At 65.9% G+C, this 14070-nt stretch carries 13 protein-coding genes; 2 read left to right on the top strand and 11 right to left on the bottom strand.

Going from position 1 to position 14070, the window contains the following annotated elements:
* Window positions 1-43 precede the first annotated feature (43 nt).
* Both FBF35_RS07505 and xerC read left to right on the top strand, forming a co-directional pair.
* Window positions 44-505, top strand: coding sequence for a hypothetical protein (locus FBF35_RS07505; protein ID WP_060567582.1), 462 nt, complete (start codon window positions 44-46; stop codon window positions 503-505).
* 270 nt (window positions 506-775) lie between these two features.
* Window positions 776-1933, top strand: a complete 1158-nt coding sequence (gene xerC, locus FBF35_RS07500; protein ID WP_060567536.1) for a tyrosine recombinase XerC — start codon at window positions 776-778, stop codon at window positions 1931-1933.
* A gap of 65 nt (window positions 1934-1998) precedes the next feature.
* Here xerC and FBF35_RS07495 read toward each other — a convergent pair whose 3' ends face one another.
* The 11 genes from FBF35_RS07495 to FBF35_RS10715 all read right to left on the bottom strand — a co-directional run bounded on the left by FBF35_RS07495 (window position 1999) and on the right by FBF35_RS10715 (window position 14053).
* The gene (locus FBF35_RS07495; protein WP_082632911.1) at window positions 1999-2880 is read right to left on the bottom strand and encodes a glycerophosphodiester phosphodiesterase; all 882 of its coding nucleotides are present in this window, start codon (window positions 2878-2880) and stop codon (window positions 1999-2001) included.
* Entirely contained in the window at window positions 2873-4042 is a 1170-nt protein-coding gene (locus tag FBF35_RS07490) for a hypothetical protein (protein ID WP_060567538.1), read from the bottom strand. The genes FBF35_RS07495 and FBF35_RS07490 overlap by 8 nt, the downstream gene beginning before the upstream one ends.
* Window positions 4043-4057: 15 nt before the next feature.
* A complete protein-coding gene (locus FBF35_RS07485; protein ID WP_060567539.1) occupies window positions 4058-4465 on the bottom strand; it encodes a hypothetical protein in 408 nt (135 codons plus the stop codon).
* Entirely contained in the window at window positions 4462-5001 is a 540-nt protein-coding gene (locus FBF35_RS07480) for a hypothetical protein (protein WP_060567540.1), read from the bottom strand. Before FBF35_RS07480 ends, FBF35_RS07485 begins: the two co-directional genes overlap by 4 nt.
* Window positions 4994-5401 carry a hypothetical protein gene (locus FBF35_RS07475; protein WP_187348944.1) on the bottom strand — a complete coding sequence of 136 codons (408 nt, stop codon included), beginning with the start codon at window positions 5399-5401 and terminating at the stop codon, window positions 4994-4996. Before FBF35_RS07475 ends, FBF35_RS07480 begins: the two co-directional genes overlap by 8 nt.
* Before the next feature lie 2 nt (window positions 5402-5403).
* On the bottom strand, window positions 5404-6240 hold the full coding sequence (locus tag FBF35_RS07470) for a CHAP domain-containing protein (RefSeq protein WP_082632912.1): 837 nt from the start codon (window positions 6238-6240) through the stop codon (window positions 5404-5406).
* A gap of 182 nt (window positions 6241-6422) precedes the next feature.
* Window positions 6423-7022 carry a hypothetical protein gene (locus FBF35_RS07465; RefSeq protein WP_060567542.1) on the bottom strand — a complete coding sequence of 200 codons (600 nt, stop codon included), beginning with the start codon at window positions 7020-7022 and terminating at the stop codon, window positions 6423-6425.
* Window positions 7019-7801 (bottom strand): hypothetical protein, encoded by a 783-nt coding sequence (locus FBF35_RS07460; protein WP_060567543.1) that lies wholly within the window; start codon window positions 7799-7801, stop codon window positions 7019-7021. The genes FBF35_RS07465 and FBF35_RS07460 overlap by 4 nt, the downstream gene beginning before the upstream one ends.
* Window positions 7798-8928, bottom strand: a complete 1131-nt coding sequence (locus tag FBF35_RS07455) for a hypothetical protein (RefSeq protein WP_060567544.1) — start codon at window positions 8926-8928, stop codon at window positions 7798-7800. Before FBF35_RS07455 ends, FBF35_RS07460 begins: the two co-directional genes overlap by 4 nt.
* Window positions 8925-10214 carry a hypothetical protein gene (locus FBF35_RS07450; RefSeq protein WP_060567545.1) on the bottom strand — a complete coding sequence of 430 codons (1290 nt, stop codon included), beginning with the start codon at window positions 10212-10214 and terminating at the stop codon, window positions 8925-8927. The genes FBF35_RS07455 and FBF35_RS07450 overlap by 4 nt, the downstream gene beginning before the upstream one ends.
* A 149-nt stretch (window positions 10215-10363) precedes the next feature.
* Complete coding sequence (locus FBF35_RS10715; protein ID WP_138134121.1) at window positions 10364-14053, bottom strand: tape measure protein; 3690 nt, start codon at window positions 14051-14053, stop codon at window positions 10364-10366.
* Window positions 14054-14070: the final 17 nt, after the last annotated feature.

The following is a 14070-nucleotide window of genomic DNA, read 5'->3' as shown; positions in this document are numbered from 1 at the left end:
TGTAGACTGCCCATATAGGTAGGTCGCACTCAAAGGAGGAGCTATGCACCGCCCTAAAGGCGCTTTCCGCCTCTACTCATCCGACCCCGCTGAGATCATCTGCACCGACACCGAGCTGCTCTACGACTCAAAGCGACGCGGCGAGGCAATCCAGCGGATCCCTCTAACCGACGTCGTCAGCGTCGAGGTCGAGGACGGCGAGGCCATGCAGGCGCGCGTGACTGCGACGCGCCTCGTCACGCTCGGCATCCTCGCGTTTGCTGCGAAGAAGAGGAGCGGCGGGGATAAGTGGCTCATGATCGAGACGCGGCAAGCGCTGCTGACTCTCCATTTCGAGCGCAAAGCCGTCGATGGACTGATGCGCTTCGTTGCACACACCCGTGCCGCCGTGAAGGCCGCACAGTCTCAGCCTGCGCCCGCAGCCCCGCCCGCTCCTGCCCACTGGACCGGCATGCCTCAGCAGCCCGCCCCGAAGCCCGGCGGCTGGGGCCGCATTTTCCGCTAAACTTTGTGGTGCTGTAGTGGCGCACGATGACCCGCGCGCGCACTTTCGGGCGCGATTAGGGGCCTTCGGTTCGATTCCCCCCATCTCCACACACACCCCGGAGTCTCGTTGAGATTCCGGGGTTTTCGTTGCCCTCGCGCGCTTTTCGCTCCCTCGTCCCACTCTCTCCCATGTATCAGGATGCATCACGATGTAGCATTGCTAGTGGCGCAGGCGTGGCGCAGACAGTGGAAAAAGATGCTGCGCCACTTCCCGATCTAGGAGGCAGGCATGAGCGGACGGAGGGCCTTCGGCTCGATCCGGAAAGCCCGCAGCGGACGCTTCGAGGTCCGGTACACAGGCCCCGACGGCGGCAAGTACACCGCCGGGCGCTCATTCGTTCGCAAGGTCGACGCTAGTGCTTTCCTCGCACACGTCGAGGCCGAGATTAGCGAGGGCACCTGGGTCAGTCCGAAGGAGAGCCGCGAGCGCGATCGCGCGCAGGAGGTCGCCGCCGAGCGCGCGGCTATCACTTTCGCGGCGTGGTCGGAGAGGTGGCTCGCGTCGCTCGAGCGACTGGGCCGCACCCCTAAGACCATCGAGACGCATACCTATCGGATGAGGCAGCTCGTCCCGGTCTTTGGCGCGAAGCCGCTCGGGGCGATCAGCGTCGAGGATGTCGACGCTTGGTACCAGCGGATCTGGGATGCGAAGGGGCCGGGCGTCGTGCGCCCGATCTACATGACCCTATCTGTATGCATGAACGCCGCGGTGAAAGCCGGCGTCATCGCGGCGAGCCCGTGCAAGGTTCCCGGTGGTCAGAAGCATCGGCCCGTGCGCGAGCGTGAGCGGCAAGTCGCGACCCCCGAGGAGGTCCGCGCAGCCGCCGACGCGATGCCCGCGCGGCTGCGCATCGCCGTCCTGCTCGCTGCATGGTGCCAGACGAGGCTCGGCGAGTTGACCGGCCTGCAGCGGCGCGACTTCGACCTCGACTCCACTCCTGCGACTCTCCGTATCGAGCGCCAGGTTCAGTACCTGACAGGCGAGGGGCCGGTCGAGCTACCTCCGAAGAGCGCCGCCGGCGTCCGCGAGATCGTCATCCCCGCGTCGCTAGTCCCAGCTCTGCGCACTCATCTTGAGTCCTACGTCGCGCCTGCGGGCACGGCCTGGCTCCTATCCTCCGAGCGATCCCCGCGCCTGCCCCTGCATCCTAATAGCCTGCGCGGAGCCTGGGAGCGCGCCCGCGAGGACGCGGGCATCCCCTGGTTCAAGTTCCACGATCTGCGGCACACTGGCCTCACGATCTTCGCACAGCAGGGCGCCACTCTCGCCGAGCTGCTCCACCGGGGCGGGCACAGTGATGTCGATGTCGCCCTGCGTTATCAGCATGCGACCCGCGAGCGCGACGCGGCCCTGGCAGCGCGTATGGACTCACATGTCCTCACGTAAGGCCGTCTCAACGCATAAGAGAAGGCCCCACCGCCCATTCTGGGTGGTGGGGCCTTCTGCATCGGCTACGGATGCACGCGAGATGGGAACGAAGCCATGAGGCCGGACGCTCCCTTTTCGAGCGCTGCGCGCGCCTGTCCCTCGTTGGTGATGATGTGCGCGATCGTCGGTTTCCCGGTTGCGTTGATGCGGTTCCAGACGTCGGCAGACGCGGACCACTCCATACCGATCACGTCCCAAGAGCCGAGGGGCGCCGCGGGGACTTCGGCAGGGTACAGCATCGCCATAGTGCGGTAACCGCGCGCTTTCGCGCGGGCCGCGCTCGTTCCCTTCGCAAAGACTTTCCAGATCACGCGACGCTCGGGATGCCCGCCGAACGCGGTGTCCAGATACTCGAACAACTGCTCCTCAGCCTGCAAATCAGCAGCGTTCCGCTGATCCTCAGATGACGTTGTCTTGTGGTCGATCGCGAGGACCACGTCATCCGGGATCTGGTCAACGATGTCCCGCAGTCGCATAAACGGCCCGGTCCCCTGCTGGAGTGTCCGGAGCGTGCTCCAGGGAGTAGACCAGATCGGGAGATCCGTGCCCGGCACAGTTCTTGTCGTTTTCCAATCGTGGATCGCGACGAACTCGGCAGGCTCTCCGTGCTGCCCCCGGGCGCAGAGCCGGACGGAGACCTCCAGCGCCTTGAAGCCCGCGCGCAGCGAAGCATCAAGACCCCGCTGCGTGAACTCCGGGTATTCTGTTCCGCTCATCCTATGGGCGATGTAGAAGGGCCGCTGCTTGAGGAATTGCTCGACGACGTCCGTCGAGGCCGGCGTGACCGGAGTCGTCGCCTCACGTCGACGCAGGAGAAGATCCCCTCCGTCGCGGCGGCGGCGACGGACGACCCCGGGCACGTCACCTCCGTCGCGGCGACGGCGATAGATTGTCAGCTCATCCACGGGCGACCACCTGCACGCCGATGCCGTTCGACCCCTGCACGTTTGGGTATGTGACAATGAGGTCGGCGGGAGCGGCTGCGGTTCGCTTCGCAAGCGTCACAGTCTGATAATTCAGACCGTCCTGAGCTGCGAATGCCAGCTTTTCCCAGCCCTCCGAGACCGTGACCTGGTCCGAAGTTTCGCCCGCACTCGTGCGCTCGAAAGTGAAGCCGAGCGCGAGACCCGTGCCCGCGAGCGCGGGCGCGGTGCAGGTCTTTGTTTCGATAGGTTCGGCCTGGCGTTTCTTGACGGTGCCGGCTTCGATGCGGGAGGCCCCGCGTACTGCTGCTGCTGCCCATCCGATCTCGGCGTTTTGAGACATCGTGATCGTGATCGTTGGTGCCCAGGGGCCGGTGATGATGGTCGCGCTCATCGTGCCGACCCAGTACGGATCGACGAGGGTCGTCCAGCCCTGCGGGAGGCTCACGGTCGCGCGAACGCCTTGAGCCTTCTCGTTGATGCCCAGGATGATCTTGTCGCCTGCCTTGCCGTCGAGTTTGACGGTGATTGTCTGTCCGACAACGGAGCCCGAGGCGTGGCCGACGACGGTGGGGCCGGCGGCGGGCGCGGGGCCTGGGGTCGGGGTCGGCGGCTGCGCGGGCGACGCTGCGGCGGCAAGGAAGTACAGCGCGCCGTCGGGCAGGCGCTGAGCTTCGGCCTCGGTGGCGACGACAGTGATGCCGACGCCTGTGAGCGCGGCCTGCAGCTCGGCCTTGGTGGCAAGGCCGGTCAGGTCCGAGGCGTGTGCGACGCCCGCGACATCGCCCTTCGTCGCGTAGCCGGATAGCTCCGACTTTGTCGCGAGGCCGGTCAGGTCGGAGCGCTTGGCGATTCCGGCGACCTCGTCCTTCGTCGCGTAGGCCGTGAGGTCTGCGCGGGTGGCGAGGTCGGCGACCTGGCGAGTGGTCGCGTATCCGGACAGTTCCTCGCGGGTCGCGAGGCCCCGCAGTTCGGCCTTCTTCGCGTAGTCGGTAAGATCGACTCTGCCGCCTGCGGCGGCTGTCGCTACCTCTGACTTCGTCGCATAGCCGGAGAGCTCCGACTTTGTTGCGAGCGGTGCGACTGCTCGCGCGATCGCCTTATCGGTGCCCTGCTTCGTGTAGAGCGTCGGTCGTGCTGCCATAGGTCAGGCTCCGATCTAGAGTGTGTCGTATATATCGCCGTAGAGCGTTCCGTCCAGGGTGAGGGTGTCTCCGTCGCCGGAGATCTCGACGCCGCCCATACCAGGGACAGGCGCGGGAGACGGGGTCGGCGACGCGGCGCCGGAGAAGATCTGCGCCAGGTCGTAAGCCACGCCCGGGCGCAGGGACACGGTCGCTTCGCGGAGGGTGCGACCGGGGATTGCGAGACGCAGATGCACCTGCGTCTCCGTGTGGATGTCAAGCGGGAGGACTATCTGCCCTCGCACGTCGGCCTGCCGGGCCACCGGCCCGCCCGCGAGGACAGCGAGATTCTCACCTGTCCCCGCGAGCGTAGCGACGATGTAGGCCTGCGGCTCGGGAGCGCCGTCAAGCCTGCCGACAGTGCCCGAAATAGTCGTGGTCACTGTTCGTTCATCCTCTCTTCGAGTTTGTCGAGTCGCTCGTGCAGGCGCGCGTGCGCGTCGTGCGAGTGCTCGTCGATTGTCCGCTGAGCGGCCTCTCTAGCGACGCGCTCGTCGTGGATCTCTTCGGCCATTCGACCGCCTCGTTCGTCGATCCTTCCGACGCGAGATTCGACGGCTTCGAGGCTCTTGCCGTGATTGCTGAGCGTCGTCTCGACGCGGCCCAGCTGATCGGCGAGCGTGCCGACGTGACCTGTCAACTCACCGATCTGATCCGACACAGCGCGCACTGTCTCGATCGCGCGGTCCAAGTCATCCCTGATGTTGGTGTCGTGATCGTTGGAGACCTGCGCGTCCGCCGAGCGGGCGGCTGCTCTGGCTTCCTCGACGCCCACGAGGACGTGCGCGAATTTCGCGTCCATCCATCGGCGCACCTGGCTTGCGGCCAGGGCGACGATGCCCGTCATCGCGACGAGGATCGCGACGACGAGCGCGGCCAGAGCATCCGTTACTTTGGGGTCTGCGAGCAGTTCAGTCACGGCTGGCCTGCGAGGCCCCGTCAACTACCCGGGTCGAAGGGACAGCATCAGCGGTAGCGCGAACTTCCTCGATGGACTCGCCGCCGGGAGTCAGCGCGCCTACCCAGTCAATCAGTGTCACGCCGTTAATACGGATCGCGGAGAGCACCTGGAACACACTCCAGGCGATGCCCAGGAAAACGCCAGCCTGGGCGATGAGCAGCCGCCAGGTCGCCGGATAGGTACCGGACACCCAGACAGCGAGAGAGACGATGACCGCGACGACGGCGAGCAGCGCCTTACGGCGCGCGGGAGTCCAGTACGGACGGTCGAGCGCGGCCTGTACCATCGGCCAGACCAGACCGACGACGACCGTCGTCAGGAATGGGTCAGTGTGGAGACCGAGCAGAAGATCATTCATCGTCATTCTCCCTTCTCCGCGCCCGCGAGCGCGGTGTTAATCGCGTTGTTGGTGGCCGGGCCGTAGATCTCGTCGTCGTCCACGCCGACGGCGCGCTGGAGGTTGCCGACGACGCGGTCGTGCGCCTCGTCCGAGGCATCGCCCCAGACACCGTCCGGCTCCGTGCCGATCACGGACTGGACGTACTCGACTCCGAACGGGAACTGCCGGCCTCCCCAGCTGGAGGCGGCGACGACGGCATAAATGCGCTTCGTCGTGTCGGGGCCGACCACGTTGTCAGCGGTCGCGCCGACTGCCGCCTGGAGCGCCGTGACATCGGTGTAGCCCGAGGAGGTGGTCGCGTCGCCGTAGTGCGGGCGAATGACCGCGCACACCGAGGACCAGTCTCTGGTCCTACGCCACACGCCGCCGCCGTTGCTCTGCGATCCAGCAGCGCCGGACGACGTGTTGAATTCGATCGTCTGGATCCACCCGCCATAATTGGCCTCAACGATTCCGACATGGTCGGCGATACTGTCGTCGTCCCAGTCGAAGCAGACCAGGTCGCCGGGCGCAGCCTGCGTCATCGGGGACACGAGGCGTCCCTCGCGGGCGGCGGCGTTGATGCCATACGGCACGTAAGCGAAGTCGCCGCCGGGAAGGACGGACTGCTTCTCCTCGTCGGTCGCACACCAGGAGGCCCCCATCGCACAGAAAGGCACGCCGGATGTGCCGTAGTAGGCGCCGTGCTTCTGCGCGTACCAGCGGCCATACTTCGAGCCTTCCTCGGGGTCGTCCCATCGGGTGTAGCCGATTTCGCCGGCTGCCCAGGCGAGGACGTTCTGTGCGGTCATGCTCATCGCGTGCCCTCCGTCTGCTCGTAGGGGATGACGATAGGGGCGACGACGTCAGGCGGCGTGTCCGTCGCGGGGGTCATCGACGCCATAAGCTGCTCAATGGTCGGTTCCATGTGTTTCTCCTCTTTGGGTATGGGAAAGCCCCCGGACGGGCTTGTCCGAGGGCGTTAAAGATCAGGTGGTTGTCAGTAGCCGAAGGCCACCCAGGAATAGGAGTGACGCTCCTCAGAGGTCACTCCTGGGAGCATCGGGCGGAAGCCGCTCTTGTCTATGACGTCGATGCAGAACTGTCTGGCGTTCTTGAAGTTCCAGCCCGCCGGGCCGGAGCCGTACAGCGGCGTGATGACGACCGAGACGCAGTCGTTCGGGAAGGGCGTTTGGAACGTAACGCGCGGCATGTAGAGGTTGCCGAAGGCGACCTCCGCGCTGGATATCGCGACGCGGCCAGCCTTAATGAGGCCGTTCCGCACTCCCGTCCCCAGGCCTGAGCCGACCGGCATATCTCCGACGGCGCCCAGCTCCATCTGAACGTTCGACTCTCCAGCCCAGCGCCGACCGTCCCAGACGCGCACAGCGTTGAGGTCGGTTCGCCACACGTATACCGGCTGCGCCGGGGAGGCCGTGAGGCCCACGCCCGCGAGCGCGGCGACGTACTGGGAGGCGGCGGTCTCGGACGCGCACGCCTTGTAGGACGGGATCGAGAGTGAGAGATCGAGGAGGTCTTGGCGGCGGGCCGGGTCGGTGGGGGAGGGCACCTTGTGTCCGCGCTGGTCCTGGTAGCTCATTGTGCGCGCCTTCCTGTGGGTTTGACTTGGAGTGTTTCGGTGTAGTCGAGGTGTAGGGCTGCGCTTGCGCCGCCCTTGGTGATGCCGCCGTATGCAGTGCCGACGAGCGCGAGGCCAGCTCCCGCTTTGAGGGTCTTTGCCAGGGCCGTAATGTCGACCTGCGCCTGCTGCGCGTTGACGTTGATTGTCTGCGTCGCGCCGGTCGGCTGCGGCCCAGACTCCGAGTAGGCGGCTGGCTGAATCACGAGTGCCCACGGTGGGACGTGCGACGCGGGCCGGATGGTGAGCAGCGCTCGAGTGATTGTGATCGTGCCGAGGGCTTCGAGCTGGCGACCGTAGGTGATGAGGCCTCGGAGGCGCTGGCCTGCGGGGTTGGTGCCCTGCCACGCGCCGCCGTCGCCATACCGCGACCACCCCCCGGTTGTCCATGTGCCCATCCACTGCGGCGTGAGGACCGCGTGCCGGGCCACAGGCTTAGGGGCGGGCGTTTTCGGGACAGCCGGGAGCGGCCCCTCGGGGGACGGGGCAGGCCCCAGCGCGTGTACCGGGCGTCCAGTGTCCGGGTCGAGGAGAACATGCGCGGTTTTCACGCCTACCCAGTTGACGGCGGTCGCGGGGATCTGCACGCCCTCCCCGCCGTACAGGGAGACGATGAGCTGGCGACCTCCTTCGACGAGGTCGATAATCCGCGCGATCGCCGTCGTCGACCTGTCCGCCCCGTACCGGGGAGGCAGATCATCCGGCGTGGAAGAGATCAAGTCCATCACTCGCGCGGTCACAGGGTCACCTCCACGTCGGTTTTCTGCGTGCCCTTGTACGTGAGCGGGACTTCGTAGGCTGTGACCAGGCCCCAGAGGGTTTTCGGCTCCGCCGCGAGGACAGGCTGCGTCACGATCTCGATAGGCTGATCGAGGCCGACACGCGGGTCCGGCGCGTGCTCCACGGGGACTTTCACTTTTCGGCGGATCGACTCGGCGAGCATCGCCTCAGCGGTTTTGCGCGCTTGCTCCTGCGATGTGATGAGCGGCGATGAGAAGAAGCGGGGGACGACGCCGTAGGGGCCGTCGGTGCGCATCGGGCCTGTCGTCTGATCCGCGACCGCCTGGAACGCGGGCGCGCCCTCGTCGTGCCCATCCTGGCCGCGCGCGACTACTCGGTTATAGACCTTGTCGCGCGAGACCTGAGACGAGACGCCGACGACGGTTCCGTCCAGGTCGTCCGTGAGCCGCAGCTTCGGTGGCGAGACAGGCGGCGAGACCGGCGGTGTTACATACAGGATGCCGTCGCCACCCTCACGGATCGATGCCGGCCAGGCCTTCGCGATCTCATAGATTGCATCGATCCTCGACTCGCCCCAGGTCATCGACGGGCACCAGCGGTCCACGAGGCCCGTATCGATGACGACGCCCATGTGCCCGCCGACCAGGCGACGGATCTCGCTCGCGAGCGTCCCGTTCCACATGGGGGACAGGGGCGTCGTGAGGCGGTCCTCTTCGAGGCGGTGCATCAGCGATTTTCCGGTCACCCTCACTGTCGATGGGCCGGGGTCGACAGCGGTGATGAGGAAGCGTCCGAGCTGGACGTCCCACCAGCCGCCGCCGGGAATCACCGACGCGATCGTCAGCGACACGTGCAACGTCTGCCCAAAGCAGGCGAGCGGATGCGATGGGTCCGTCGGATCCCAGTCCCGCCAGTCCTCACTCTCACTCGCAGCGCCGACGCGTGGGACAGTGAGTGAGAGCGAGCCCTGAACCTGCTGCGTCGCGTCCCAGGCGACCGAGCCGTCCTCGACGGGCACCTCACCGAGATACTCATCGCCGAGCCACGACTCGACCGTCGCCTGCAGCGTGTACGCAGACGACAGCAGATCGTCAGGGATGCGCGCGTCCGGGCCGGTCAAGCTCATCGCTCCTCCTGCCAGATCGTCCTGTCAAAGCCCTCCCACGTGAGGCGCCGAGCATCGAGCGCCTGCCAGGTAAGGGCGCGACCGTCAAAGTCCGTCCACGTCGAGAGAGCGAGGAGCGTCGATGCCTGCGGCAGCGACGTGATCGTTCCTTTAATCGTCCACGTGCGCTCCGCAATATCGATCCGAGCTGCGCGCTCCATCGATACCGCCGTCGGCGACATAAGCGTCACCAGGTCAACGTCACAGACACCTGCCCTGCACTGCACGCAGTGCTCGGGATTGTGGAAGAGAGCGACGGGGGTCGGCGTTCCCAGCAAGAGCTTGAGCGCGGGCGTGTCCTTGAGATTCGTGCGAGCCGTCAGCGAGACAGTACCTGCGCCCATCGTCGGCGCGTACACCATGACCGGAGTCCGCCTGCCTGGTACCTCATGCTCGGTCAGCCGCAGCTTCATCTCACGCTGATCTGTTCCCTGCCAAAGCAGGTTCACGGGCATCTTGCCCGCAGTGTCCGTCATGAGCGAGAGGCCCTGCCAGCGGCGCACGACCGGCGAGGACTCCACCTCGACGCCGCTCGACGTCGTCAACTTGTACCTGAATTCTGTGTTGATCGGCGCGAGCGAATCGCCGATCACACGCTGCTCACCCGTACCCGTCCACACGCCCGCGCGCGGGATCCACTTGAAACCCGTTGCAGCGATGCCCTCGACGTAGCAGGCCGTGCCCGCAGGCGCGAGCGCCGCCGGGATCACCAGCTGCACGCGCGGGGCCTGGCCGTCCTCGACGACCGCGACCGGCGTGCGCGTCATATCGAGCGCGCCTTCAACCTCACGCGAGGACGACAGACCCTTCGTGCCCGTCCACTGGTGAGCGATCGCGCGCTGCGAGTATCCGATCCGTTGCTGCGGCGTGTCGCCGTCGAAGAAGGTCGCCGCGTCAGCGACAGCCTCCTCGACGGTCGCCGAAGCGACGATCATGACATCGTCCAGGTGGACCCACCCGGGCTTGTTCTCGCGCGCTCCCGAGGTGTAGACCTCGAAGCGCACGCGCGCCTGAGTGGCGCCCGCCGGGGCCACGTGGACCCAGGTCGGGCGCTCGCCCTCCGCACTCGACGTCAGCAGCAGCGGCGCAGACGCGACCTGACTGCGACCTGCGACCGTCCACTCGACACGGACGGCGAGACCGATACCAGGACTCGTGCGAACCAGCGCAGACACAGCCAGCGCCTGCCCCGCCGAGACAGGAACCACGCCAGGAGTGGCGACCTGGCCCTGCAGCTGGGCAGGCACGTCGACAGCCAGGTAAGTTGGTGACTGCCGCTCGTGCCCGCCCCATACAGCGGGATCAGACGCAATCCGGAGCGACGACGGCGCGTACTTCGCCCAGCCATTCGTCCCATACGCAAACGAGGGATTAGGGCAAAGATTCGTCCGCGCCATCATCGACTCCTTCCTGCGAGCTGCTTCCTACGAGCGAGAACACCCGCGCTAATCCCCTCGACGTGAGCGCGGAACTGCACGCCGTCATCGAGGACCAGATTCACCTGAGCGCCCTCCAACGAGACGCCAGCTCCCGCACCGCTGGCCGCGAGCGCGGAGACGTCGGCCCACTGTCGGGCTGTGAGGATTGCTTCGCGCTGGCCGGTTTGGTTGACTGCAGCGGTGACTCCGTCTGGGAGCCAGCCTCCACGGTCGTACTTGCGTGCGCCGCCGTACCTGCCGACGCTGGGGGATCCCCAGATCGCGGTCTTGCGTGCGCTCAGGCCGGGGCGCGGTTCCTCGATCATCTGCCCGTTGCCTGCGTAGACGGCAACGTGCCAGGCGGGCGATCCCCAGTAGAGGAGGTCGCCGGGTGTCGCGGAGCCCCAGGGGACGGGTGTCGAGCCGGACTGGTATCCGGCAGCGGTGAGTCGCGGCCAGCCGAGGCCGAGCTGCTGTGCTGCCCAGTAGACGAGGCCGGAGCAGTCCAGGCCCGGCGGGATGCCGGAGCCGCCCCAGACGTAAGGCACTCCCATGAGTACGGCCTTCATGGCTGCGCCGACGAGGCCCGCGCCGCCGGAGAGGCCGGACTCGCTCACCTTCGAGGTGAACAGGCTCTTGAGGCCGTCGAACAGCATCGGCGGGATACCGTAGGCGACCTGCTCCCAGAAGGAGCCGTCCTTCGGGGACAGTAGCTCGCGCGCCGGCTTGAGGACCAGGTTTGCGATTGCGGCGGCGGGGTCGGTGACGATCTCCGCTACCGCCTCTGTCGTGTCTTTGATCCAGTCCAGAGCGCCGCCGAAGCCGCCCTTCACGGCGTTCCAGATGCCACCGCTAGCGAAAGCGACTTCGCCGCGGCGGCGTCCGGTCTCACCGACGGTCGCGAGGCCGGAGCCGCGCGAAGCATTTACCCGGTCGAGCCAAGGCTTCCCGCCGAGAGCTCGCAGGGCATCGGGTCGGATGATGCCCTCGCCGCCGGATAGACGAAGCGCGCCGCCACCGTCCGGGCTGTAGAAGTGATAGATGTCCTTGCCGGGGGAGTACCCCGGCGTCATGGTGGAGAAAACGCCGCCGGTCGCGTAGGCCGGAATCGGCTTCACGTCGGGGAGCCTCACGGAGAGGCCGACCTTCGCGGCGATCGTATCGAACGCTGCCTTAATTCCGTCGCGATAGACCGTCGTGATGACGAAGTTGACGGGCTTTGCGGCGGCTCCCTTGATCTTCTCGAACACAGACTCGACCGACTGACGGAAAGACTCGAACGACTCCTTCACGCCACCGATCGCGCTCTTAATCGCCGGAAAGACGACGTCGATCAGGACGGAGGAGGCCGTCTGCACCGCCGACGAGATCTGATCCCAGACCGGCTTAATGACCGAGTCATACAGCCACGTGAAGGTCGGGCCGAGCGTCGAGGAGATCGCGCTGCCAATCGCAGAGAAGATCGGGGACAAAATGCCCCAGACCGTCTGGATCGCCGACGAGATCCCATTCCAGGCCGTCACGACGGTTGTCCACAGCCCCTCGAAGGCCATACCGACGGTACCCGAGATCACCGTCACGAACAGGTCGAAAAGCGGATACAGAACGTTATCCCAGACAGCGAGGATGAACGTCGACACGTTCGTCCAGACCGGCTCCACCACATCCTGCCAGAAGCTCCACAGCGCAGGCATTAGCGTGTCGCGGAAGAAACCCGCGAGCGCCTGCATAGCCGGGTAGATCACGGCCCATGCTGACTGGACTGCCGACGCGAAGCCCTCCCACAGCGGCTTAATCACGTTCTCCCAGAGGGTCTTGAGGACAGGCCAGATGACCCGGGAGACGACGGTCCATAGGGCCATGAGGGTAGGTCGGATGACGGCGGTCCAGGCGAGAGCGAGGCCCGAGCCGATCCCCTCAAACAGCGGCTGCAACACGGTCGACCAGAAGTTTTGGAGGCCCGGCCAGAGCGTGCCGGAGATCCAGTCCCACGCCGCCTCAATGGAAGGCTTGATCTGCTCCGTCCACGCCCTGTAGGAGATCTCGCCGACCGCGAGGAGCGCGTCCCGCAGGGTGAAGAAGAAGTCCACGAGCGCCGAGTCCTCTTCGAGACCGAAGAGATTACCGTCGTAGTTGCCCGTGGTGAGGATGCCCCACGCCGACTCGATACCCGGGATGAGCGTGTTCTTCGTATAGTCGACGAACGCGTCGATTACCGGCGTGACGTTGTTCGTCCAGAATTCGGCGATGCCAGAGCCGAGGGCGTTGATCGCGTTCGCGACGTCCTCGTTCGTGTTATAGAGGTAGATCAGCCCAGCGATGAGCGCGCCGATAGCCACGACAGCAAGACCGATGGGATTCGCGGCCATCGCAGCGTTGAGCCCCTCCTGCACGAGCGTCGTGTTCTTGATCCACTCGATGACCTGTGTCAGGACCGAGAAGCCCCAGTAGGCGGCCACCGCGATCCCGATCCCCTCACCGAGGGCGACCAGCAGATCCTTGTGCTCGCTGATCCAGTCGAAGGCGTTCGAGAACATGTCAGAGAGCCAGCCCATGAAGTCCGTAATCGTAGGCTTCATGTAGTCAATGAGGTCTTTGAAGCCGCCCATGAGGGTTGCCTGCAAGTTGCCGGCGGCGTTTTCAATGCGGCTCGTGTCGCGAGCCGCGTTCGCCGCGACCTCATCGAAGCCGAGGCTCAGCAATGCCTCGTTAAATTCTTCGGCGCTGATCTGGCCCTGGGCCATCGCATCGCGAAAATTCCCCGTGTAGGCACCCGCGTCGAGGAGCGCTTTCTGGATCTTGCCGGACGCGCCGGGGATCGCGTTTGCGATCTGATTCCAGTCCTGCGTTGCCAGCTTCCCGGCACCGTTGACCTGAACGAGCGCGAGGCCAACCTGCTTGTAGGTCTCGGCAGAGCCGCCCGAGACCGCGTTCAGGTTGCCCGCTGCTTCCGCGAGCTTGTCGAAGCCCTCGACGTTATTCGCTGCGAGCTGTGACGTGATGCCCTGAATATCCGACAGGTCGTAGACGGTCTCATCGGCGTACTTCTGCGCGGCGGCGCCCAGCTCCTCGATCCGATCCGGATCAATCCCCGCGAATTTCAGCGTGTCCGCGAATTTCTGCGTCGCGTCGGACGCAGCGATAGCCTCAGAGACGAAGCCCCCGATACCCACGGCTGCGGCCAGCGCAGCCAGGGGCGCGATCGCGTTCTGTGCAAAGCCCGCCATAGACGAGAAGCCCGAGCCCGCGTCTCGCATGCTGCCCGCCGCCGAGCCAGCCGAGGACGCCGCCCCATCGAGCGCGCGCGCCGCCGAATCAACCGGCCCGCGAGCGCGGCCCGCTTCGGCTCCCATCGTGGAGAGGCTTCGTCCTGCTCCGTCGGCGGCGCGCTGCATGCCGCTCGTCGAGGACTGTAGCCCCTTTGTCATCGCGTTGACGCTGTTTTTTACGTCGCTTGCGGCGGCGTCGAGGGGCTGGCTGATGCTCTTGGCGACTTGTGCACCGCTGGTGCCGATGCCAGAGCGCAGGCCGTTCGCAAAGTCCCTGCCGACGTTCTGCCCGATGTTCGGGATCTGCGCTTTGGCGTCGGCCTCGACAGTCTTGAAAAACCCCTTCATGGAGGGCACGACGTCAACGTAGAGCGTACCGGCTTTGTAGACGCCTGCCATGATGGGGTTCCTCTCTG

Source organism: Schaalia odontolytica (assembly GCF_005696695.1).
GTDB lineage: Bacteria > Actinomycetota > Actinomycetes > Actinomycetales > Actinomycetaceae > Pauljensenia > Pauljensenia odontolytica_C.
The sequence above is the reverse complement of the archived record's forward strand: the minus strand, read 5'-3'. Positions and strand labels throughout refer to the sequence as shown.

Coding starts and splice junctions, on each gene's coding strand:
- FBF35_RS07505 (WP_060567582.1), top strand. CDS start 44: ATGCACCGCCCTAAAGGCGCTTTCCGCCTCTACTCATCCGACCCCGCT.
- xerC (WP_060567536.1), top strand. CDS start 776: ATGAGCGGACGGAGGGCCTTCGGCTCGATCCGGAAAGCCCGCAGCGGA.
- FBF35_RS07490 (WP_060567538.1), bottom strand. CDS start 4,042: ATGGCAGCACGACCGACGCTCTACACGAAGCAGGGCACCGATAAGGCG.
- FBF35_RS07475 (WP_187348944.1), bottom strand. CDS start 5,401: ATGAATGATCTTCTGCTCGGTCTCCACACTGACCCATTCCTGACGACG.
- FBF35_RS07470 (WP_082632912.1), bottom strand. CDS start 6,240: ATGAGCATGACCGCACAGAACGTCCTCGCCTGGGCAGCCGGCGAAATC.
- FBF35_RS07465 (WP_060567542.1), bottom strand. CDS start 7,022: ATGAGCTACCAGGACCAGCGCGGACACAAGGTGCCCTCCCCCACCGAC.
- FBF35_RS07455 (WP_060567544.1), bottom strand. CDS start 8,928: ATGAGCTTGACCGGCCCGGACGCGCGCATCCCTGACGATCTGCTGTCG.
- FBF35_RS10715 (WP_138134121.1), bottom strand. CDS start 14,053: ATGGCAGGCGTCTACAAAGCCGGTACGCTCTACGTTGACGTCGTGCCC.